The organism is Mycobacterium adipatum (assembly GCF_001644575.1).
GTDB classification, from domain to species: domain Bacteria; phylum Actinomycetota; class Actinomycetes; order Mycobacteriales; family Mycobacteriaceae; genus Mycobacterium; species Mycobacterium adipatum.
Genome location: NZ_CP015596.1, coordinates 3,012,795 through 3,035,218, shown reverse-complemented (window position 1 = coordinate 3,035,218; position 22,424 = coordinate 3,012,795). Strand labels below are relative to the sequence as shown.

Here is a 22,424-nt window from a genome sequence, read left to right as displayed (position 1 = left end):
ATGAGAGCGACGTCACGCACCCTCGGCGTCCGCGTCGAACCTGTCGGCGCCGCCGAGCTGCGGAGCCGGCTTCACCCAGTACATGTGCAGGTCCTCGGGAACCCCGCTGGGCTTGGCCGCGAACAGCTGTTTGCGCACCTTCTTCACCGTGACCCCGAGCTCGTCGAGCGCGCCGTTCTCGGTGACCCGCTCCAGCGTCGGGTGGGAGATGACCAGACCGCCCCGGGTGGCGCGTTCCATCACCCGGGCGGCGATGTTGACGTCGACACCGAGCCAGTCCGAGCCGATCCGCTGGGGATGCCCGGTATGAATACCGGCCCGCATCCGTGGGGTGTACCCGTCCACCTCGACGGTGCCGACGGCGTCCAGGGCCCTCAGCACCGCGCGCACCGCGGTCGCCGGATCCCCGAACACCGCCATGGCACCGTCACCCATCCGTTTGACGATATGGCCGCCCTCGGCCAACAGCGGCGGCTCCATCACCTGCGCGACGCGACGCAACAGCCGCAGGGTGGCGTCGTCACCGGCGCTCAGCGACCAGGCGGAGAAACCGACAAGATCGGTGAACACCAACGTCATCTCACGGTTCGCGGGCCGTCCCGAGACGCGTTCGGTGAGCGCCTGCCAGACCTGCAGAGCGCCGAGACTGACCTCACGGGACACGGCTTCGCGCTCCAGCAGCCGATCAGCGGCGCGGGCCGCGGCACGTGGGCCACCCTCACCGGCGGCCGACAGCGGGTCCCCGAACTCCGGGTCTCCGGGCAGGGCCCGCCGCACGCGCCTGAGCATCGCGATCACGCTGGCATTGTGGTTGGTGGCGGTGATCCACCCGAGCGGTCCCGGCTGCCTGTACGGCACCTCGGAGCGCTCGACTTCCCCGGTGCGTGCGGATCGTTCATCGAACGATTCGACATCCACACGCGCAACCCTATGCGGACCCTCTGAGAGCGGCAACGACGTTCGCCCTAGACGTTGCTCACACCGCCGCGCGATGAAAGAACACCCAGGTCACGCACATATGGAGGGTCGGTCGCCGACGAATAACAGCCTCCCGCCGCGCCGCCGCGATGTGTAGACAACGCATGTTGTCACGCATAGTGTGGCCAGATATCCGTAGTTTTCAAGGCTCAACGGAGACGCCATGACTGCTGCCCCGCACGATTCCGCACCGCCGGTCACCCAGGCGGCGATCCCGCTCGGCCCCGATTCGCTGACCTGGAAGTACTTCGGGGATCTGCGCACCGGACTGCTGGGCGTCTGGATCGGCTCGATCCAGAACATGTACCCCGAACTCGGCGCCGGGGTCGAGGAACACTCGATTCTGCTGCGCGAGCCGCTGCAGCGGGTGGCCAGATCCGTCTACCCGATCATGGGAGTGGTTTACGACGGCGACCGCGCCGCCGAGACCGGCGCGCAGATCAAGGGGTTCCATCACGACATCAAGGGTGTCGACGGGCAGGGCCGGCGCTATCACGCGCTCAACCCCGACACCTTCTACTGGGCGCACGCCACCTTCTTCATGCTGATCATCAAGACCGCCGACTACTTCTGCGGCGGTCTCACCGAGGCCGAGAAACACCAGTTGTTCGACGAGCACGTGCAGTGGTACCGGATGTACGGCATGAGCATGCGCCCGGTCCCGGAAAGCTGGGAGGACTTCCTGGTCTATTGGGACCACAAATGCCGCGAGGAATTGGAGATCAACCGCGCCACCCTCGACATCTTCAGCATCCGGATCCCCAAGCCGTGGTTCGTACTGATGCCGACGGGCGTGTGGGATCAGCTGTTCAGGCCGATGGTCGGCGCGCAGCGCTGGGTCGCGGCCGGGGTGTTCGACGCACCGGTACGGGAGAAGGCCGGGATGCGCTGGACACCCGGCGACGAGATTCTGTTGCGACTGTTCGGGAAGGCCGTGGAGCTCGCCTTCACCGTGGTACCCGACGAGATCCGACTGCACCCGCGCGCGGTGTCGGCCTATCGCCGGGCCGCCGGCACCATCCCCGAGGACGCGCCGCTGGTGGAGGCGCCCGGGTTCATGGCCCCGCCCGCGGACCGCAGGGGCCTGGCAATGCACTATCAGCCGCGCCACACACCGTCCAGGCCGAAATCACTCCTGGATCGGGCGGGCTCGCTGGTGCACACCACGTTCTCGCTGGCGGGGCTGTCCCGGCCGGCAACCAAACGAAAGGTCGCGTAGCCGATGCTGGAATGGTCCGACGTCGACATCGCCGTCCGCGACGCGGTGCGCGAGTTCGTGGACAAGGAGATCCGGCCGCATATCGACGCGTTGGAGAGCGGCGATATGGAGCCCTACCCCATCGTCCGGAAGCTGTTCTCGGCCTTCGGTATCGACGTCATGGCCCGGGAGTCCCTGGAGCGCAGACTGTCCCGGTTGCGCGACGGCGGCCAGTCCAAGGAGCCCAAGGCATCCGGCGGGATGTTCGGGGGCGGACCCGACCAGGCCGGCATGGGTTTCGTCCTGATCAGCGAGCTGTGCCGGGTGTCCATGGGCCTGGTCACCGGGATGGGTGTCAGCCTGGGTCTGACGGTGCCGACGATTCAGAGCCGCGGCACCCTGGCCCAGCAGGAACGCTGGCTGCCCGAGTTGGTGACCTACGAGAAGATCGGCGCCTGGGCCATCACCGAGCCGGACTCGGGTTCTGACGCGTTCGGCGGCATGAAGTCCTACGTCGTGCGCGACGGTGAGGACTTCATCCTCAACGGGCAGAAGACCTTCATCACCAACGGCCCCGATGCCGATGTGGTGGTGGTGTACGCCAAGCTCGATGAGCCGGGTGTCGAGAAGCGCGACCGTAAGGTGCTGACGTTCGTGCTCGACAAGGGCATGGAGGGGTTCGTTCAGTCGAAACCGTTCCACAAGATGGGCATTCACTCCTCCCGCACCGGCGAACTGTTCTTCAACAATGTCCGCCTCGGCCGCGACCGCCTGCTCGGTGAGACCGAGAACAACACCGCCGGTGATGGCCGCGACAGTGCGCGCTCCAGTTTCTCGGCCGAACGGATCGGCGTGGCGGCGATGGCGATGGGAGTCATCGAGGAGTGCCTGCGGCTGTCGGTGGACTACGCCAAGAACCGGGTGTTGTGGGGCAAGGAGATCGGCCAGTTCCAGTTGATCCAGCTCAAGCTGGCCAATATGGAGGTGGCCCGGATGAATGTGCGCAACATGCTCTTCCGCGTCATCGAGTCCGCACAGCAGGGTTCACCGATCTCGTTGGCCGAGGCGTCGGCGATCAAGTGGTACTGCTCGCAGGCGGCCACCGACGTGGCCATGGAGGCCGTCCAACTCTTCGGCGGCAATGGGTACATGACCGAGTACCGGGTGGAGCAGCTGGCCCGTGATGCGAAGTCATTGATGATCTACGCGGGGTCCAACGAGGTGCAGATCACGCACGTGGCGCGGGGATTGCTCGCCTGAAATAGCCCGCCGAGACTGAAACCAGGTAGACGTTTCGGCGCTCTGGCGTACGCCAGTGCAGTATGGCGAGCACCCGGACCCCGAGACTGAAATCAGGTAGTCAGGACAGCGCCTGCGCGCTCTGGTACAGGCAGATCGCGGCGGCGGCGGCCACATTGAGGCTTTCCGCGCTGCCCAGCATGGGAATGGTCACCTGCGTGTCCGCAGCGACGGCGACCTCGGGGGACAACCCGTGCGCCTCCGAGCCGAACAGCCATGCCGTCGGCCGGCTCAGATCCACCGACGGCAGCGCCGTCGCGCCGTCCAGGGTGGTGGCCAGCACCTGCAGCCCGGCCTCGCGCAATGCGCCGATGAGGTCGAGGGGGTCGGGCACCGACAGCACCCGGGTCCCGAAGATGCTGCCGGCCGACGAGCGCAGGCATTTCGGGTTGTACGGATCGACGCTGTCCCCAGCCAGGATCAGCGCGTCGGCGCCCATCGCGTCGGCCAGCCGAATGAGCGTGCCGGCGTTGCCCGGGTCCGAGGTCTCGACGGCGACGGCGACCAGCTTCGGGCCGTCCAGCACATCGGCCAACTCCACCTCGGGGATATCGCACACCGCGATCAGCCCGACCGGGGTCACGGTGTCCGACAACGCCTTTGCGGCTTTGTCGGTCACCACATGCACCGGGGCGCCGGCGATCAGCGAATCGAACCGGGTGAGGGCATCCTCGGTGACGAACACCTCGGAAACGACGCCACGCCGCAACGCTGCCTCGACCAGGTTGGGACCTTCGGCGAGGAAACGTGCGGCGTGGCGACGTCCGGCGGGACGCTGCAGCTTGATCGCCGCAGCTACCCGATTGGACTTCTCGGTAAGGGGTGTCAGGCGGCTTCGCCCGACGGTGCGTTGACATCCTCGGGCAGGGCCGCCTTGGCAACCTCGACCAGCGCGGTGAACGCGGCCGGATCGCTGATGGCGATCTCGGACAACACCTTGCGATCCACCTCGACCTCGGCGAGCTTGAGGCCCTGGATCAGACGGTTGTAGGTGATGTCGTTCGCGCGCGCCGCGGCGTTGATCCGGGAGATCCACAGCTTGCGGAACTCACCCTTGCGGGCGCGACGGTCGCGGTAGGCGTAGGTGAGCGAGTGGAGCTGCTGCTCCTTGGCCTTGCGGTAGAGGCGCGACCGCTGGCCGCGGTAGCCCTTGGAAGCCTTGAGTACTGTGCGCCGCTTCTTCTGAGCGTTGACTGCGCGCTTCACGCGTGCCATGAGAGTGTTCCTGTTCTTGCTAGGTGAAAAGTCGGGGGTGAAGCGGCGGTACTAGCCGTTCAGCATCTTCTTGACGCGCTTGGTGTCGTTGGCGGCCACCACGGTGCGGCCGTCGAGGCGACGGGTCTGCTTGCTCGGCTTGTGCTCGAGCAGGTGGCGCTTGCCGGCCTTCTGGCGGACGACCTTTCCGCTTCCGGTGACGCGGAAGCGCTTGGATGCGCCGCTATGGGTCTTTGCCTTGGGCATGTGTCCTCAGTTCGTGTGAAGTGACTAGTTCTGCGGGGTCTCGGTGGGCTCGGCGGGCTTCGCCTCTCCCCCGGGCCTCGGTGTCGGGGCGTCGGCATCGTGGGCCGCCTTGGCGCGGGTCTTCGCGCCGCGGTGCGGTGCCAGCACCATCGTCATATTGCGGCCGTCCTGCTTGGCGGAGGTCTCGACGAAGCCGTAGTCAGCGACGTCGGCGCCGAGACGCTGCAGCAGTCGGTACCCCAGTTCGGGCCGGGACTGCTCGCGACCGCGGAACATGATGGTCACCTTGACCTTCGACCCGGCCTCCAGGAAGCGGACCACATGGCCCTTCTTCGTCTGGTAGTCGTGATCGTCGATCTTGGGCCGAAGCTTCTGCTCCTTGACGACGGTCTGCTGCTGGTTCTTGCGAGACTCGCGCTCCTTGAGTGCCGTCTCGTACTTGAACTTGCCGTAGTCCATGATCTTGCACACCGGTGGTTTGGCGTCTGGGGCTACTTCGACAAGGTCGAGATCGGCGTCGACGGCGACGCGGAGAGCATCTTCGATGCGGACAATGCCTACCTGCTCGCCGTTGGGGCCGATGAGGCGAACCTCGGGTACGCGGATGCGCTCGTTGATGCGGGTCTCAGTGCTGATGGGGCCTCCTACGTTGTCTGCTCGTGCCACGACCGTTTGGAGCGCCGGGTCAGCAGGGAGGGACCACACCATCAGCATTCCGCTCCGAAGAGCAGAACGGCCCCGCATATAGCAGGGCCCGATGCCGACCGATCACGGCTTTCACCGCCTGCGCATGCGCAGAACAGGGCATCCGCAGATGCCTGTGACCGGACCGCTGGACCGGTATGGTCAGCGGTGGGAGCGGGACTCCACTTACTGTCCCTGGCGTTCGCCGGGACGGTCGATCGTGCCAGTCTAACAGGCATGACCGATGATCAGAAAACTCCGCCCGGCGCAGACCCGCAGGTAAGGGAGCTCGCCGAGATTCCCGCCGTCGAGGTGATCACCCGCTCGGCCGTCATGCTGATGAGTGCGGCCGCGGAGAAGATCGGTCTGGGCGCCGAGGACCCCGAGGACAGCCCGCACCGCGATCTGGACGAAGCCCGCCGGCTCATCACGGCCCTCGCCGGTTTGGTTACCGCATCGGCCGAGTACCTGGGCTTGCACGCGGGGCCGTTACGCGACGGATTGAAGAGCCTGCAGTTGGCGTTCCGGGAGGCCAGCGCGGCTCCCGAGGAACCCGGTCACGGCCCCGGGGAGAAGTACACCGGCCCGGTCTGGTGACCCCGGGCCGACACCCGGGTCCGCAGAAGCGCCCAAGTCGGCCGCTGAGGGCATATTCTCGCGCCCTATGACGGCCAGCACAGTCCCGCATCCGTCGGTCCCGGGTTCATCCAGGCCCCGACGACCGTCGGGATTCTCGTGGGTGCCCACCGCGGCGGGCTGGATCGTCGGGGTCATCGCCACGCTGTCGCTGGTGGCGAGCATTTCGCCGCTGGTCCGCACGGCCATCCGGGTGCCGCGCGAGTTCGTCAACGACTACATCTTCAACTTCCCCGACACCAGTTTCGCCTGGGCGACGGTCCTGGCGCTGCTGGCAGCCGCGCTGGCCGCCCGCAAGAGCATCGCCTGGTGGATCCTGGTGTTGTACATGGTCGCCGCGGTCGGGGTGAACATCGCCGACCTGATCGCCGGCGACGAATCGGTGCTGGAGGAGTTCGGCGAGGTCATCGGCCTGGGGTTCCACCTGGCCGCCATCGGGTTCCTGGTGCTGGCCCGTCACGAATTCTGGGCCAAGGTCCGCCGCGGCGCGCTGTTCAAGGCGATCGGCACCCTGCTGGCGGGGATGGCTCTGGGTATCGGCATCGGCTGGGCTCTGCTGGAGCTGTTCCCCGGCACGCTGCAGCGTGACTATCGCCTCGGCTACGCCGCCAACCGCGTGGCGGCGTTTGCCGGTGTCGATGCCACGGTGTTCGACGGGCAACACCCCGGGGTCCTGATCAACGCCCTGCTCGGTCTGTTCGGCGCGCTGGCGCTCGTGGTCGCCGCGATCGTGCTGTTCCGGTCCCAGCGGGCGACCAACGCGCTGACCGGACAGGACGAGTCCGCGATCCGCGGGCTGTTGGAGCTGTTCGGCAAGAACGACTCGCTGGGCTATTTCGCCACCCGCCGGGACAAGTCGGTGGTGTTCGCGCCCAACGGCCGCGCCGCCATCACCTACCGCGTCGAGGTCGGTGTCTGTCTGGCCAGCGGTGACCCGGTCGGCGACCCGCGCTCCTGGCCGGCCGTCATCGACGCCTGGCTCAAATTGTGCAAGTCCTACGGCTGGGCACCCGGCGTGATGGGCGCCAGCGCTGCGGCCGCACAGGCCTTTCGGGATGCCGGCCTCAACGCGATCGAACTGGGTGACGAGGCCATCCTGCACCCCGACCGTTTCAAGTTGTCCGGCCCGGACATGAAACCGGTACGCCAGGCCGTCACCCGCGCCCGCCGCGCGGGCCTGACGGTCCGCATCCGCAGGCACCGTGAACTGACCGCCGATGCGATGGCCATGGTCGTCGGCCGCGCCGATGCCTGGCGCGACACCGAAACCGAACGCGGCTTCTCGATGGCGCTGGGGCGCTTGGGCGATCCCGCCGACGGTGACTGTCTACTGGTGGAGGCCGTGCAAGCCGGACCCGACGGCTCCGATGATCAAGTGGTGGCGCTGCTGTCGCTGGTCCCCTGGGGCGCCAACGGGGTGTCGCTGGATGTGATGCGCCGCTCGCCGCAGTCCCCCAACGGCACCATCGAGCTGATGGTCAGCGAAATCTGCCTTCAGGCCGAAGATCTCGGCATCACCCGGATCTCACTGAACTTCGCGATGTTCCGCTCGGCGTTCGAGCAGGGCGCCCAACTGGGTGCGGGCCCGATCGCCCGGCTGTGGCGCGGCCTGCTGGTCTTCTTCTCCCGCTGGTGGCAGCTGGAGACGTTGTACCGGTCCAACATGAAGTACCAGCCGGAATGGGTTCCGCGGTTCGCGTGCTACGAAGACGCCCGCGAGGTGCCCCGCGTCGGGGTGGCCTCGGTGATCGCCGAGGGTTTCCTGGTGTTGCCGTTCTCGCGCCGCAAGGAGCACACCGGCGAGCATGTGGCCGCGCCGAAGAACCTGGTCGACAGTGGGCTGTTGCACCGGGACGGCAGCGCGCCGGATATCGGTGCGCTACAAGAGGATCTGCCCGCCGACGAGCACAACCGCCTACCCGAGCAAGTGCGGGTCAGGATGGCGAAGCTGAAGTCGCTCCAGGACAGCGGCGTCGATGCCTACCCGGTCGGCGAAGCGCCCAGCCATACCGTGGCGCAGGCACTGGGCGCCCCCGTCGCCGATGTCACCGTCACCGTGGCGGGACGGATCCTGCGGTTGCGCGACTACGGCGGGGTGCTGTTCGCCGTGCTGCGCGACTGGTCCGGCGATGTGCAACTGCTGCTGGACAATTCGCGCCTCACCCAGGGCACCAATGCCGACTTCACCGGCTCGATCGACCTCGGCGACCTGGTCGAGGTCACCGGCACCATGGGTTCCAGCCGCAACGGCACACCGTCGTTGCTCGTCACCCGGTGGCGGCTGATCGGCAAGTGCCTGCGCCCGCTGCCCGACAAGTGGAAGGGACTGACCGATCCGGAGGCCCGGGTGCGTACCCGGTATGTCGACCTTGCCATCAACACCGAGGCCCGCGATCTCATCACCGCCCGCAGCCGCATCCTGCATTCCATCCGGGAGACGCTGGTGGGCAAGGGGTTCTTGGAGGTCGAGACGCCGATCCTGCAGCAGATCCACGGGGGCGCCAACGCCCGCCCGTTCACGACCCACATCAACGCCTACGACCTCGACCTGTACCTGCGGATCGCTCCCGAGCTGTATCTGAAGCGGTTGTGCGTCGGCGGTGTGGAGCGCGTGTTCGAGCTGGGCCGCGCGTTCCGCAACGAGGGCGTGGACTTCAGCCACAACCCGGAATTCACGCTGCTGGAGGCGTATCAGGCGCACGCCGATTACAACGTGTGGATGCACGGGTGCCGGGAGTTGATCCAGAACGCCGCCGAGGCCGCCAACGGTGCGCAGGTGGTGATGCGGCCCGGACCCGACGGGGACCTGATCGCGGTGGACATCTCCGGGGAGTGGCCGGTGAAGACGGTGCACGGCGCGGTGTCCGAGGCGCTCGGCGAGCAGATCGGTCCGCAGACCGGGCTGGACCGGCTGCGCAGCCTGTGCGACGGCGCCGGGGTCCCGTACCTGACGCACTGGGACGCCGGCGCGGTGGTACTCGAACTCTATGAGCGTCTCGTCGAGGGACAGACCGAGCACCCGACCTTCTACAAGGACTTCCCCACCACGGTATCCCCGCTGACCCGACCGCACCGCAGCATCGACGGTGTCGCCGAACGCTGGGATCTGGTGGCCTGGGGTGTCGAACTGGGGACCGCGTACAGCGAGCTCACCGACCCGGTGGAACAGCGCAAGCGGCTGCAGGAGCAGTCGCTGCTGGCCGCCGGTGGCGACCCGGAGGCGATGGAACTCGACGAGGATTTCCTACAGGCCCTCGAGTACGCGATGCCCCCGACGGGCGGTCTCGGTGTCGGCGTCGACCGCGTCGTCATGCTCATCACGGGCCGCAGCATCCGGGAGACCCTGCCCTTCCCGTTGGCCAAACCCCGCTAGCCGCGGTCACAGCTCTCTTCCAGGAAGCACCGTCACGATGATCTCGTGACACTGATGTCCGGGCTTTTGCAGCACCATGATTCGCTGACCCATGGTTGGATGCCGGTGACCGCCCAGGTGGTCACCGGCCTGGTTCTGGTGGCGGCCCTGCGGCGACGCCGGCGCCTGATTGCCGCCGGCGCCTTCGGGGTGGCGGCCGCCGCCGCCGCGCACTGGTACATCGCCAGCCAGGGGCTGGCCGGGGATCCCGCGCCGCAGGCGTTGTGGATCTGGATCGCACTGACCGGGTTCACCGCCGCGGCGCTGGTGACCCGCTGTCGGCACCGCCGTTGGTGGCGACGGGCCGCCGCGCTCGCGGCCGTTCCGCTGTGCGTGCTGTGCACGGCACTGGCCGTCAACCAGTGGACCGGCTACTTCCCCACCGTGGCGACAGCCTGGGGACAGCTGACCGCCGGTCCGCTGCCCGATCAGACCGATATGGCGACCGTCGCCGCGTTCCAGGTGCGGCATGCGGTGCCGCACAACGGTTCCCTGGTTCCGGTGGATACCGGGGACGCCGGGTCCGGATTCAAACACCGCGGCGAGTTCGTCTATCTGCCGCCGGCCTGGTTCGCCGCCGATCCCCCGCCACGACTGCCGACACTGATGATGATCGGCGGCGAACTGAACACGCCGCAGGACTGGGCGCGGGCAGGCAACGCCGTGCAGACGGTGGATACCTTCGCCGCGGCGCACGGCGGCGAGGCGCCGGTGCTGGTGTTCGTCGACGTCGGCGGGACGTTCAACAACGACACCGAATGCGTGAACGGCCGTCGCGGTAAGGTCGCCGATCATCTCACCAAAGACGTTGTTCCGGCTATGGTCTCGAAGTTCGGCGTGAGCTCGGACCCGGCGAACTGGGGTGTCGTCGGATGGTCGATGGGCGGCACCTGCGCCGTCGACCTGACCGTCATGCACCCAGAGACCTTCTCGGTGTTCGAGGACATCGCCGGTGACCTGAGCCCGAATTCCGGGTCGAAGGCCCAGACGATCGATCGCCTGTTCGGCGGTGACGCAGCCGCCTATGAATCCTTCGATCCCACCACGGTCATCACCCGGCACGGCCCGTACACCGGGGTGTCAGGTTGGTTCGCGGTCAATGGGGCGGGTGCCTCGCCACCACCGCAGACCGCCGCTGCCGCCCAGGCGCTGTGCGGTTTGGGGGCATCCCATGGCATCGACTGCGCGGTGATCACCCGACCTGGCCGGCATGACTGGCCCTTCGCGGCAAACGCTTTCGCCGAGGCACTGCCCTGGCTTGCCGGCGAAATCCAGACACCGGGCGTCCCCAGGACAGCACTGCAGCAGCCGGCGAAGGGACCCACCGCGGTCGATGTCGCCGAGCGGCGGCCCGGTCAGTAGTCGGACTCGGCGGCAAGGATCTCCGCCAGGTACGCGTCGGCAGCCGGAACCGCCAGCCGGGAGCGTACGAAGGCGCGCAGCCGATCCCGGGTCTCCCGGTCGTCGCCGGCCGTTCCCCCCTGACCGATGGTCACCACGGTTTCGGCCCAATCACGGTTCCACGCCGCCGATTCCGACACCGGTAGGCTGAGCGTCGCGGCGCCACGCTCGTCGAGCTCGCCCGCGCCGACCACATCGGCGCTGCGTAACCGCACCGGGACTCCGGCGGCCGATGCGCTGGTGACCGCTCGCACGGTGGCCACCACCGCGCCGGCCCCGTCCCCGCGCACCGACCATTCGACGGTGTCCTCGGCGGCATCGAAGACCCCCGCAGGCACCGCACTCCAGCTGATCGATGCGACACCGGCACCGATCGCATCCGGCTGCGAGGGTGCCCCGCCGGCGGCCAGGGCGTAGTCATCGCGGCGGCGATCTTCGGACGCCGCAACGGGTTCGGGACTTTCGGTCCAGTCCATGAGTTCCTGGCAGGACTCGACCAGTGCCGTCACCCGGGGGGCGCCGTGATGCAACTGGCGCAGCAGTGCCTCGCGGTGCGGGCGCAGCAGCGCCTCGACATCGGAGTCCAGGGTGTCCTCGGCGAAGAAGTCATGCGCGGCGGACGTCAGCACCGCCAGTTCTGCGTCCAGTACCGCGATGTCGAGATCGACGATGCCGTCGCGGACGCTGGCCGGCCACCAGCGGCGCAACCAATGCCCCAGCGCGAGGCGGCGCAGCGGTGCCAGCGCCTGGGCAGACAGTTCCACATCGGCAATGTCGATGCCGGAGTGCGGGCCGGCGATCGGGCCTGCCAGCGCATCGATCACGGCTACGTGCCCCTGTTCCCCGACGACCCGCCACAACCAGTCGGCTGCGGACACATCGGTGAACGTCAACTGCGCGGGCCGGGCCGGGTCATCCACCGTCCACGCCAGCACAGCCCCGGCGACCTCCAGGACCGCGACCGCCGGCGGGGCCGCCACCGGCCCTCCGGTGGTCCACAAGCCTTGCTGGGAAACCAGGTTCATCGAGCTGCCACCATTTCCAGCATTGCCTTGATCCGCTGCCGGTGGTCCAGGCTCACCGACCGGGCGACCCCTTCCAGCAGCGCGCGCATCTCATCGACATCGACACAGGACTCCTGCCAGACGTCGCGACCGTGCAGGCGAGCCCACAGCCGGCTCAGATACGGCCTGGCGAACGCCGCAAGCTCGTCGGTCACCTGCTGTTGACGCGGGTGCAGTGGCTGCCCGTCGGCCAGGTAGCGCCGCGCGTGCAACACATAGGCCTCCTTGCGGAGCCTGGCCTGGATCTGCGCGGCCAACCGGTAGCGCGGGGCCGCCGCCTCGCTCAGCGGCGCCAGGTCGACGGCCACCTCGACACCGGCCACCATCGCGGCCTGGATGTCCTCGGCGAGCAGTCCCCACGGCGCGCAGGCCCGGTCCACCTCCTCGGCGCACAACAGGGGCACGTCCGGGAGTTCGTCGCGGTCCAGGGCGCGGCGCAGGGTGGCACGGACCCGATCCACGACGCTGCGGTTCAACGGACGATCGGTGTCGGCGCCGCCGTGGACGGGCGGTGGCTGCTGCGGCAGCGCGGCGGTGAGCCCGATCTCCACCAGGGACCACGGCAGGTCCGGCGCCGGGCCGCGGGCCCGGGCTCCCAGGTTGTAGGGTGTCGCGTCGGCGACCAGTGCGGCCCAAACCCGTTGGCGGGCCGTCTGTTCGTTGTGGCCGACGGCGTCGCCCAGCACGGTGCTCAGGCCGGCCAGGAATGGGTCGGTGATGGCGGCGGTCGGCCGCACGTCCGACCAACTGTCCCGCAGCTGGCGCGACAACGCCCCGATCACCGACTCATCGGCGACGTACCGGTTGAGCACTTCGATGGCGGTGCGGTCCCGGTCTGCGTGGATGCCCCGCAAAATGTTCTCCGCGGTACCCGAATCACCTTGTACCGGTGGACCTTTGGTCACAGCCAGTTCGTAACACACCGGGAAGTACAGTTCCTGCGCGTTCCCGGTGGTGAAACGGAGCTTGCGGCGATGCACCTTGAGCACCGCGAACCATGATGCGGTGGCACAGAGCTGGTCGCGCTGAGCGAGGATCAGCTGGTGCATCTCGGCGGCCACCTCGCCGGACACCACCGGCGTCGAGTAGTGCGGGTTGGACCGTAGCCGCAGCACCAGCGGATCCAGGATGCGCTTGACGGTGCGGCTCAGCGGCCCGCCGTCGTCGCCGCTGAGCACCTCGACACCCGGGCCCAGCGCACGCCAGGCACGGTCGATCACGGCGCGTCGCGGCTGTGCGCACGACGCACCCGCCTGCTGTGCCGCGATCTCCGGAACCGTGCTCATCCGATCAGGATAGGCACGGATGGCGTCACGGTCGCTACGCGCGGTGAAAAGTTGGGTTCGGTAGCCGGCCGACGGGGTGACCCTGTTGTCCATGCCTGAGTCACTGCAGATCCTCCTGGTCCTCGTCGCCTCCGCCGTCGTGTTCGTCACCGTCGGCTCCGCCATCGCCGCCATGGCGCCGCGCGGCCGGTCGGCGCCCAAACCCGCCGGCGCTCCGTCAGTTGCCATCGGCACCGTCAGTGCCGTCTCCGACCGGATCACCGTGGAGGTGGAAAGCGTGTGCGGCCAGAAGTTCACCGGACGCCTGCGTGGCACCCCTGACGATCCGGTGGTCGCCGAGATCCGACCCGGGGCGGTGCTGCTGCTGACCTTTGACCCCGACTCCCGCGAGCAGCTCTCACTCGCCGACGACATGGTCGCGATCCGCGCCGCCTTCGACCGGATGCTGGTGGACAAAGGCCTGCTCACCGATGCTCAGCTGGAACTCATCCGGCACGGCACCAGGGCCAGCGGGGTGGTGACGGCCGCGCGTTCCACCGGCACCGCACGTGAGGACTACCGGGAGGTGGTGCTCGATCTGATGGTCCGCAGGCCCGAGGGCGGACAGTTCCCCGCGCACGAGACCACGCTGATCCCGGCCACCTCGCTGGACCGGGTGCGCCCGGGCAGCGTCATCGACACCTACTACCGACGGGGTGACGAATCCGCGGTCGCAGTGGCCGTGCCGCCGGCCTGACGGGGCAGAATCGGTCAGAAGACCGCAAAGCTCACCAGGGCAGCCCAATACACCGGCGCGGCGGCCACGTCGCCGTCGCGCCAGCGCCGCAGCTGTGCCCGCTGCCACCGGTTGACCGAAAACGCGGCCTCGGCATCGGATTCCGCCTGGTGCGCGGTGTCGACCGCGGCAATGACCTCTCCCATCGGGTCGGCCGGCCCACGGTCGACAAAGCGCCGGAACCCCGCGCTGGTGGGCAAGGACCACAGCGTGGCCGTCACCACCTCGGCCCCGCCGAGCACCATCGCCGCGACGATCCCGGTGGGTTCGTCGAAGCGGTAGTCACCACCGGATGCACAGGCCAGCAACGCAACACGGGTCGGGAACAGCAGGTCCGCGGACATCAGATCGGCCGCGGAGAGGGGCCGGTGCTCGCCGATCGGCTCGCTGTACCCGTCGACCGTGTGCCGGCACGCGAGATGCAGGGCCGCCCGTTCGGCACCGTCCCCGGTGCTGGCGTGCCCGACGTAGACCAGACGGCCCGGCTGGGCAGCCAGTGCGCTCGCCAGCCATCCCCGGTCCGTGTCGGTCCGCCGGAAGAGTTCGACCGCGGTGCTCACTCGCGGCATCACCGCTCGGCGGGCCATCAGGTCGGTGTAGTGCCTCGCCAGCAGGGTGTCCGGTGCCGGCCGGCCCAGCACCGACCCGAGCGCTGAATCCGGCCGCTGTCCGGGCACCCGAGGGTCGAGAATCAACAACGGATCCGCCTCCGGGCGCGCTACGTTGACGCGCCGCGAGTGCGCGATATTCGCCGGCACCGCCATCAGCACGTCGGCGAACTCCAGCAGTCGGTGACCTTCGGTGAGTTCGCCGATCTCCCCCGCAGGCCACGGTATCGACGCCGGCTGCGGGCCGTCCGGGGTGATCGCCTCCTGACGCGCGGCCAGCATGGCGGTCACCTCGGGCCGCACCGCGGGCAGCGCCAGCAGACCCCACGGCACCCGGCCCAGACGTGCACTCGGTGCGACGAACAACACCGCCCGCGGGTCACTTACACACTGCTGCAGCAGATCCCAGCCCGCCGACGAGATCAACAAGACGCCCAACCGGTAGGCAAGGGTGAGTTCGGCATCGGTGTCGGTGAGTGCACCGCCGGAGAGCGCCCGCCCCAAGGCCTCCAGCGCCGTCTCGCCGTCACGCGGATCCGGCAATGCCGCGAAGATCTCCTCCTGTGCCGCCAGCAGGATGGTCTCCTCCACCACCCAGGTCACGGTCGACTCGGGCCGCCCCACCATGCGCAGACTGGCGTAGCTCGCGATTCCGACATCGGCGTAGCGCAGCACCAGTGTCGGCCGGCCGGTCACGACCATGTGGGCCAGGCCGGTTCATCGCTGGTGATGTTGCGTCCGTAGCGCTGCTTGGCCAGCGCGCGGTAGTGCCCGAGGATCGGGGGTGCGCCGGGATCCATCTGCAGGGGCGGCAGCGGACCGAGTCGCGTCAACGACGGTCCGCCGGCGACGGACCCCGCCGCAACATCGGCGAGTGCCAGATCGGGCAGTTCGAATTCCGCATCCACCAGTACGGCCTGCGCCCCGGCCCAGATCGGCACGTCGGCGCCCGCCTCCGTTTCTGTGCTGAAACTCCCTCTGGCGCTGTGGTATTCGATCAGCTCAGCGGTGAGCGCGGTATTCTCCCACTCCCAGGACACCGCGAATGCCCCGGCCAGCATGGGTGCCGACACCCTGGCCGCCCATTGCGCGCGGGCCGCCGCGTCGATGATCGTGTAGCGCACCGAATCCACCGCGAGCGCCGCAGGCACCTTCAGCTCTGCGGCCTGTTCGAGTTTGGCCATCGCCCGCCGGAAGGCAGCACTGCCGGTCTCGGCGTTGGTGGTGCCCAGTGAGGCTTCATGTTTGGCCTCGATCTCGTCCCAGGTGTCGTCGAGATCACCGGCGCCGTCGAATCCCAGATCGCCGAGCGCGTCGGCTCGCCACACCGTGCCCAGCTGATCGTCGAGCCGGGCGTACTGTAGCCAGCTGCTGCGGGGCCACCCGTCGAGCAGGGTGCGGGCCTGCGCGATCAGCTCGGTGGCCTCGGCGAATCGTCCGAAGAAGATCGGGATCCAGCTGCGCTGCAGCAGAATGCGGTGCAGATAGAGGGGCTTGCCGAGCTCTCGCCAGTGCCGTTCGGCATGTTCCCAGCACTGATCGGCTTCCTCCAGTGCCGCCGAGGCCAGTCTGGTGAACCCCCGGTAGAACCAGCAGCGGGACACATCGTGGGCACGGGCGTACTTCGCGATGACCGGGTATGCCTCGTCGATCAGCCGGTCCACCCCGTTGTGGTCGCCCATCGACCAGCACGCGATCGCGCGCTCCAGCTGCGTGCGGGCGGTGTCGAGCTCCCAACCGTGTGCCTGGGCGCGCGCGCCGGCGCGGCGCAACCATGGCTCGGCGTCGGCAAGTCTGCCGGTCTGCACGCAGAACCCGCCGTATCCGATGCCGGCGAGCACCAACAGCCGATCCCCCAGGCCGTTGTCGGCGGTGGAGGTGTCGACGGTGTCGATCACCTGGTCCCACATGGGCGCCGCCAGATGATGCAGATCGTCATCGGAGAGTGCCGTCGCACAGAGCACCCGGGCATAGCCGATCAGATATCGGTGTTCGTCGTTGCACTCCGGCGGTCCGGGGGCCGTCACCAGTGCAGACACCGCGTCCGCGGCCTGATCGTGGGCGCCGCGGGCGGCGTGCAATCCGGCCTGCAGGAAGTGCGCCCGACGGGTGTAGCGCGCCATCATGGACGCGGTATCGGGGCTGTGCGGCGCCAACGCCGTGTAGGCGGCGATGCAGTCCCGGATGCGCCGGATGCACTCGTCCACGCCGTCGTAGGCGGTGCGCACCAGGTAGATCTCACCGAGTTGGGCGGAGACCTCCAGGGCCAGGTCGTCGCGATCGGCCTCTTCGATGGCGGGCAGCAGCGACAGCAGCAACTCCTTGGCTGCCGACTCGTCGGCAGCCCAGGCGAGCCGTCGGGCCCGATCCAGGTCGCCGGTGATCGACACCGCGCCATCATAGGGTGACCGCGGCCGAAGGCGGCGGACGAACGTGCACGTCCGCCGCCGCCGGCCGAGGGTCGCCCCGTCGTGGGCTGGGCCGATCAGCTGCAGTTGACCTTGATTTCGAACTTCTTGGTGATCATCCCCGCCATCGGGTTCTTCAGATCGGCGCCGACCGCCTCACCGGTGATGGTGTAGGTGCTGCCGTCGACCTTCACCTCAGCCGATCCGGAGCTCGCACCGGCCATCGAGGCGACCGCCAGGGCGTTACCGTCGACCACCAGGCCGACCGACTCGACCTTGGGGCTGGCATCGTCGGTCATCACGACGCCGAGGCCCTGCTGGCCGCCGATGGCGGCGCTGGCGACGTTGATCTTGCCGCCGGCCTTCACACAGGTCACGGACTTGAGGTCCAGCCCGGCCAGATCCTGGCCTTCCACCTTGACCTCGGTGCTGCCGCCGCCGGCCACCTGCGCCGTGCTGCCGGTGTTGCCGGATCCGGCCGGCTCGTTGCCCTTGGCCGAGTTCTCGTCGGAGCAACCCACCAGTACCGCCGCGGTGGCGAGCATCCCGATCCCGGCGGCCAGAACGCGATTCTTCGTCATGTGTGTGTGTCCTTTACATTCGCCGGCCGCCCCAGTGGCGCCGTCGTGCGGTAAGTACATCCGTGCCGAATTGCTACCGATCCCAAACTTCGGTAGCGGGTACCGTGACGTCATGCCCGATGACCAGCAGCCTTCGGCCGGCGAGGAGACCGACGCCGAGGTCATGCCAGCCGAGGTAGCGCCAGCCGAGCCGACACCGGCGCTGCCGGGGCCCGTTCACGTGGACACCGGCTACACCGAGTCGGGTGTGCCGACCTTCGATGCGGTGCGCGAGAAGATCGAAACCCGTCTCGGGACCGCGCTCGGTGCCGTCGAACTCGCCGAAGACACCCCCGAAGGCCGTTCGGTGTCCGAACAGTACGAGGCACGCCAGAAAGCAGCCGCCGACCGGTTGAAGCAGATCCGCGAATCGATGAACCGGGACTAGTGCGCTCCTTCACCCTCGCCGAACGGCGGGCCCGGTTGGCGCGGCGGCATTTCCTCAGTGAGCACGGCACCGATCCATGCGCCGTGACATCGGCGATGGTCGCGCTGCACGCCACCGATCCGGCCACCCCGTACCTGTCGCTGTGGGCCCGGATCACGGACTTCGACCGAGCCGATCTGGACGCCACGTTGTATCGAGAGCGCGCACTGGTCAAACATCTCGCGATGCGCCGCACGCTGTGGGTGGTGCGCGCCGACGCTGTGTCGGCGGTGCAGGCGGCATCCAGCGACCGCGTCGCCGAGAGCGAGAGCCGCAAGCTGATCGCCGATGTCGAGAGGGCCGGGGTGGCTGCCGACGGCGCCGCATGGTTGCGTACCGCCTGCGCCGCGGTGCTGGCATACCTGGAAGCCAACGGACCCACCAGTGCGGCCCAGTTGCGCGCGGCGCTGCCGGAACTCGCGGGCACCTACGACCCGGCACCCGGAAAGCCCTGGGGTGGTGTGACTGCGCTGTCGCCGCGGGTCATCACCGTGCTCGCGGTCCGCGGTGAGGTTGTCCGGGGCCCGAATCAGGGCGGATGGACGTCGTCACGTCCGTTGTGGGTGTCGGCCCCCTCCTGGCTGGACGCATCAGATCCCGCCGAGCCCGACGCCGCCAGTGCCGCGTTGGTGCGCACCTGGCTGCGGGCGTTCGGGCCGGCCACCGTGGCCGATGTCAAATGGTGGTTCGGCCACACCTTGACCTGGACCCGGCGCGCACTGACCGCTATCGGCGCGGTCGAGGTGGATATGCAGGGCACCCCCGGGGTGGCGCTGCCCGATGATCTGGAACCCGAACCGGACACCGAACCATGGTGTGCACTGCTACCCGGACTCGATGTGACGACGATGGGCTGGGTCGACCGGGACTGGTACCTGGAGGATCTGCGCGGCCAGGTGTTCGACAGCCGGGGCAACGCCGGACCGACGGCGTGGGCGGACGGCCGCGTGGTCGGTGGCTGGCGGCAATCCGCCGATGGCCGGGTCGAGGTTCAGGTGATCGGGGATGCCAGCCGCACGGCACGTAAAGCCCTGCAGCGCAAGGCCGATGACCTCACCGACTGGCTGGACGGCACCCTGATCAAACCGCGGTTCCCGTCGCCGCTGACGAAGATCTAACGGTCTCCCTCTTCGAGGCTATCGACCTGAACACAGACGTCGGCGCCGCGCGTCGGACCGCTGCTCAGGCGCTGACCTTGGTCCGCCGCTTACGGGTCACCTTCGGGGCGGCAGGCGGGTCCAGCATCTCCACCAGGAACTGCCCGGTGTAACTCTCCGGTGTCGCCGCGACATCCTCGGGGGTGCCGGCCGCGACGACCGTGCCACCGCCCGCGCCACCCTCGGGGCCCATGTCCACGATCCAGTCCGAGGTCTTGATGACATCGAGGTTGTGCTCGATGACGATCACCGTATTGCCCTTGTCCACAAGGCCGTTGATCACCTTGAGCAGTTTGCGGATGTCCTCGAAATGCAGACCGGTGGTCGGTTCGTCGAGGATGTACACGGTGCGTCCGGTCGAACGCTTCTGCAATTCTGCGGCCAGCTTGACGCGCTGCGCCTCACCGCCGGACAGCGTCGGCGCGGGCTGCCCCAGTCGGACATAGCCGAGGCCGACGTCGACCAGTGTCTTGAGGTACCGGTGGATCGAGGAGATCGGCTCGAAGAACTCGGTCGCCTCCTCGATCGGCATGTCCAGCACCTCGGAGATGGTCTTGCCCTTGTAGTGCACCTCGAGCGTCTCCCGGTTGTACCGGGCGCCGTGGCACACCTCGCACGGCACATACACGTCGGGCAGGAAGTTCATCTCGATCTTCAGCGTGCCGTCACCGGAGCACGCCTCGCAGCGACCGCCCTTGACGTTGAACGAGAACCGGCCCGGCTGATAACCGCGCACCTTCGCCTCGGTGGTGGCCGCGAACAGCGTGCGGATCTTGTCGAACACCCCGGTATAGGTGGCCGGGTTCGACCGTGGGGTCCGCCCGATCGGTGACTGGTCGACGCGCACCAGCTTGTCGAGCTGATCGATACCGTTGATCCGGGTGTGCCGCCCCGGCACCTGCCGGGCGCCATTGAGCTTGTTGGCCAGCACGGTCGCCAAGATGTCGTTGACCAGCGTCGACTTGCCCGAGCCGGAGACACCGGTGACCGAGGTGAGCACGCCGAGTGGGAAGGTCACGTCGACCTCTTTGAGATTGTGTTCCCGTGCACCGACGACGGTGAGCTGGCGCTTGCGGTCCACCGGCCGACGGATCGCCGGCACCTCGATGCTCTCCTTGCCGGAAAGGTAAGCACCGGTGAGAGATTCCGGGTTCTTCAGCAGATCCTTGTAGGTTCCGCTGTGCACGATGCGACCACCGTGTTCACCGGCGTACGGGCCGATGTCGACCACCCAGTCGGCGTGCGCGATGGTGTCCAGGTCATGTTCGACGACGATCAGCGTATTGCCCAGATTGCGCAGTCGTACCAAGGTCTCGATGAGCTTGCGGTTGTCACGCTGATGCAGCCCGATCGACGGTTCATCGAGCACATAGAGCACGCCGACCAGACCGGACCCGATCTGAGTGGCGAGCCGGATGCGTTGTGCCTCACCGCCGGACAGCGTCGCCGCCGCGCGCGACAGTGACAGGTATTCCAGGCCGACGTCGAGCAGGAAGCCCAGCCGGGACTGGATCTCCTTGAGCACCTGTCCGGCGATGGCCTGTTCGCGGGTGCCCAGGGTCAGTGCGTTGAGGAAGTCGGCGCAGTCGGCGATGGACAACTCGGCGACCTCGGCGATCGACTTGGCACCGAACTCACCCGCCGCCAGCGTCACCGCAAGGATCTCCGGCTTCAGGCGGGTGCCGGCGCATTCCGGGCACGGGATATCCCGCATGAAACCCTCGTAGCGTTCCTTCATCTGTTCGGAATCGGTCTGTTCCATCCGCCGCTGTAGGAACGCCAGCACGCCCTCGAAATCCGCGTAGTAGGACCGGGTGCGCCCGTAGCGGTTCTTGTAGCGCACGTGCACCTGGTGGTCGGAGCCCTCCAGGATCGCCTTGCGCGCCTTGGCGGGCAACTTCTTCCACGGGGTGTTCACATCGAAGCCGAGCTCGTCGCCGAGGCCCGACATCATCCGGGTGAAGTACTCGGCGGTGTGCCCCATCGACCAGGGGGCGACGGCGCCCTCGGCGAGCGTCAACTCCGGGTCGGGCACCACCAGGTCGGGGTCGACCTCCTTCTTGATGCCCAGGCCGGTGCATTCGGGGCAGGCGCCGTAGGGCGAATTGAAGGAGAACGACCGCGGCTCGAGATCGTCAACGGCCAGCGGGTGCCCGTTCGGGCAGGCCAGCTTCTCGGAGAACCGCTGTTCGCGATGCGGGTGGTCGTCCTCGCGGTCGACGAATTCCAGCACGAGGATGCCGTCGGCCAGCCCCAGCGCGGTTTCCACCGAGTCGGTGAGGCGCTGCTTGCTGCTGGCCTTGACGGTGAGGCGGTCGACGACCACCTCGATATCGTGCTTCTCCTGCTTCTTGAGCTTGGGCGGGTCGGTCAGCGGATAGACCACACCGTCGACACGCACCCGGCTGTAGCCCTGCGAGTTGAGCTTGTCGAAGAGGTCGACGAACTCGCCCTTGCGGGTGCGCACCACGGGCGCGAGCACCTGGAACTTGGCGCCTTCCTCCATGGCCAGCACCTGGTCGACGATCTGCTGCGGGGTCTGCCGGGCGATGCGCTCACCGCACACCGGGCAGTGCGGGGTGCCGGCCCGGGCGTAGAGCAGACGCAGGTAGTCGTAGACCTCGGTGATGGTGCCGACGGTCGAGCGCGGGTTGCGGTTGGTGGATTTCTGGTCGATGGACACCGCCGGGGACAGCCCCTCGATGAAATCGACGTCGGGTTTGTCCATCTGGCCGAGGAACTGCCGCGCATACGCCGACAGCGACTCGACGTAGCGGCGCTGCCCCTCGGCGAAGATCGTGTCGAAGGCCAGTGAGGACTTCCCCGACCCGGACAGGCCGGTGAACACGATCAGGGCGTCGCGCGGCAGATCAAGGTCGACTCCACGCAGGTTGTGCTCACGCGCACCCTTGACGATCAGACGGTCAGACAACGGGTTTTCCTCCCAAGACAGAATTCACGGCCCATGCTAAGTGCACCCACCGACAAGCCGGAGTCGAGCCGGATAGCG

19 protein-coding genes are annotated in these 22,424 nt (G+C 68.1%); 8 read left to right on the top strand and 11 right to left on the bottom strand.

Features of this window, described 5'->3' with window-relative positions:
• Nucleotides 1–12: 12 nt before the first annotated feature.
• Nucleotides 13–918: an adenylate/guanylate cyclase domain-containing protein gene (locus tag A7U43_RS14400; protein WP_067996356.1), complete on the bottom strand. Its 906-nt coding sequence runs from the start codon at nucleotides 916–918 to the stop codon at nucleotides 13–15.
• A 223-nt stretch (nucleotides 919–1,141) separates the two neighbouring features.
• Between A7U43_RS14400 and A7U43_RS14395 the strand changes: the two genes are divergently transcribed.
• Both A7U43_RS14395 and A7U43_RS14390 read left to right on the top strand, forming a co-directional pair.
• Nucleotides 1,142–2,197 carry an oxygenase MpaB family protein gene (locus tag A7U43_RS14395; RefSeq protein WP_067996353.1) on the top strand — a complete coding sequence of 352 codons (1,056 nt, stop codon included), beginning with the start codon at nucleotides 1,142–1,144 and terminating at the stop codon, nucleotides 2,195–2,197.
• 3 nt (nucleotides 2,198–2,200) lie between these two features.
• Nucleotides 2,201–3,436, top strand: a complete 1,236-nt coding sequence (locus A7U43_RS14390; RefSeq protein WP_067996349.1) for an acyl-CoA dehydrogenase family protein — start codon at nucleotides 2,201–2,203, stop codon at nucleotides 3,434–3,436.
• Nucleotides 3,437–3,536: 100 nt separating this feature from the next.
• On the opposite strand, the gene A7U43_RS14385 is transcribed toward A7U43_RS14390, so the two are convergent.
• From A7U43_RS14385 to infC, 4 genes are read right to left on the bottom strand one after another with little or no spacing between them, the layout of a single operon-like run.
• Nucleotides 3,537–4,304, bottom strand: a complete 768-nt coding sequence (locus A7U43_RS14385) for a TrmH family RNA methyltransferase (protein WP_068002730.1) — start codon at nucleotides 4,302–4,304, stop codon at nucleotides 3,537–3,539.
• The gene (rplT, locus tag A7U43_RS14380; protein WP_067996345.1) at nucleotides 4,301–4,690 is read right to left on the bottom strand and encodes a 50S ribosomal protein L20; all 390 of its coding nucleotides are present in this window, start codon (nucleotides 4,688–4,690) and stop codon (nucleotides 4,301–4,303) included. The genes A7U43_RS14385 and rplT overlap by 4 nt, the downstream gene beginning before the upstream one ends.
• 51 nt (nucleotides 4,691–4,741) lie before the next feature.
• Nucleotides 4,742–4,936 (bottom strand): 50S ribosomal protein L35, encoded by a 195-nt coding sequence (gene rpmI / locus A7U43_RS14375; RefSeq protein WP_067996343.1) that lies wholly within the window; start codon nucleotides 4,934–4,936, stop codon nucleotides 4,742–4,744.
• 24 nt (nucleotides 4,937–4,960) lie between these two features.
• On the bottom strand, nucleotides 4,961–5,572 hold the full coding sequence (gene infC / locus A7U43_RS14370) for a translation initiation factor IF-3 (RefSeq protein ID WP_197500062.1): 612 nt from the start codon (nucleotides 5,570–5,572) through the stop codon (nucleotides 4,961–4,963).
• A 285-nt stretch (nucleotides 5,573–5,857) separates the two neighbouring features.
• On the opposite strand from infC, the gene A7U43_RS14365 reads away from it, so the two are divergent.
• The 3 genes from A7U43_RS14365 to A7U43_RS14355 all read left to right on the top strand — a co-directional run bounded on the left by A7U43_RS14365 (nucleotide 5,858) and on the right by A7U43_RS14355 (nucleotide 11,030).
• The gene (locus A7U43_RS14365; protein WP_067996340.1) at nucleotides 5,858–6,217 is read left to right on the top strand and encodes a DUF1844 domain-containing protein; all 360 of its coding nucleotides are present in this window, start codon (nucleotides 5,858–5,860) and stop codon (nucleotides 6,215–6,217) included.
• Nucleotides 6,218–6,284: 67 nt separating this feature from the next.
• The gene (gene lysX / locus A7U43_RS14360; RefSeq protein ID WP_067996337.1) at nucleotides 6,285–9,629 is read left to right on the top strand and encodes a bifunctional lysylphosphatidylglycerol synthetase/lysine--tRNA ligase LysX; all 3,345 of its coding nucleotides are present in this window, start codon (nucleotides 6,285–6,287) and stop codon (nucleotides 9,627–9,629) included.
• 54 nt (nucleotides 9,630–9,683) lie between these two features.
• Nucleotides 9,684–11,030, top strand: coding sequence for an alpha/beta hydrolase (locus A7U43_RS14355; RefSeq protein WP_068002726.1), 1,347 nt, complete (start codon nucleotides 9,684–9,686; stop codon nucleotides 11,028–11,030).
• Here the strand turns inward: A7U43_RS14355 and A7U43_RS14350 are convergent.
• A complete protein-coding gene (locus A7U43_RS14350) occupies nucleotides 11,024–12,094 on the bottom strand; it encodes a hypothetical protein (RefSeq protein ID WP_067996335.1) in 1,071 nt (356 codons plus the stop codon). The genes A7U43_RS14355 and A7U43_RS14350 overlap by 7 nt on opposite strands.
• A complete protein-coding gene (locus A7U43_RS14345) occupies nucleotides 12,091–13,419 on the bottom strand; it encodes a hypothetical protein (protein ID WP_068002724.1) in 1,329 nt (442 codons plus the stop codon). The genes A7U43_RS14350 and A7U43_RS14345 overlap by 4 nt, the downstream gene beginning before the upstream one ends.
• A 91-nt stretch (nucleotides 13,420–13,510) precedes the next feature.
• On the opposite strand from A7U43_RS14345, the gene A7U43_RS30075 reads away from it, so the two are divergent.
• On the top strand, nucleotides 13,511–14,155 hold the full coding sequence (locus tag A7U43_RS30075) for a hypothetical protein (protein ID WP_067996332.1): 645 nt from the start codon (nucleotides 13,511–13,513) through the stop codon (nucleotides 14,153–14,155).
• Between the two features lie 14 nt (nucleotides 14,156–14,169).
• Here A7U43_RS30075 and A7U43_RS14335 read toward each other — a convergent pair whose 3' ends face one another.
• The 3 genes from A7U43_RS14335 to A7U43_RS14325 form a co-directional block, all read right to left on the bottom strand.
• Entirely contained in the window at nucleotides 14,170–15,504 is a 1,335-nt protein-coding gene (locus A7U43_RS14335; protein ID WP_067996329.1) for a CHAT domain-containing protein, read from the bottom strand.
• Entirely contained in the window at nucleotides 15,495–17,192 is a 1,698-nt protein-coding gene (locus A7U43_RS14330) for a hypothetical protein (RefSeq protein WP_067996327.1), read from the bottom strand. The genes A7U43_RS14335 and A7U43_RS14330 overlap by 10 nt, the downstream gene beginning before the upstream one ends.
• 95 nt (nucleotides 17,193–17,287) lie before the next feature.
• Nucleotides 17,288–17,791 (bottom strand): lipoprotein LpqH, encoded by a 504-nt coding sequence (locus A7U43_RS14325; RefSeq protein WP_067996325.1) that lies wholly within the window; start codon nucleotides 17,789–17,791, stop codon nucleotides 17,288–17,290.
• 163 nt (nucleotides 17,792–17,954) lie between these two features.
• Between A7U43_RS14325 and A7U43_RS14320 the strand changes: the two genes are divergently transcribed.
• Both A7U43_RS14320 and A7U43_RS14315 read left to right on the top strand, forming a co-directional pair.
• A complete protein-coding gene (locus A7U43_RS14320) occupies nucleotides 17,955–18,218 on the top strand; it encodes a hypothetical protein (RefSeq protein ID WP_068002722.1) in 264 nt (87 codons plus the stop codon).
• A complete protein-coding gene (locus tag A7U43_RS14315) occupies nucleotides 18,218–19,375 on the top strand; it encodes a winged helix DNA-binding domain-containing protein (RefSeq protein WP_067996322.1) in 1,158 nt (385 codons plus the stop codon). Before A7U43_RS14320 ends, A7U43_RS14315 begins: the two co-directional genes overlap by 1 nt.
• 64 nt (nucleotides 19,376–19,439) lie before the next feature.
• Here the strand turns inward: A7U43_RS14315 and uvrA are convergent, their stop codons facing one another.
• Nucleotides 19,440–22,346: an excinuclease ABC subunit UvrA gene (uvrA, locus tag A7U43_RS14310; RefSeq protein WP_067996319.1), complete on the bottom strand. Its 2,907-nt coding sequence runs from the start codon at nucleotides 22,344–22,346 to the stop codon at nucleotides 19,440–19,442.
• Nucleotides 22,347–22,424: the final 78 nt, after the last annotated feature.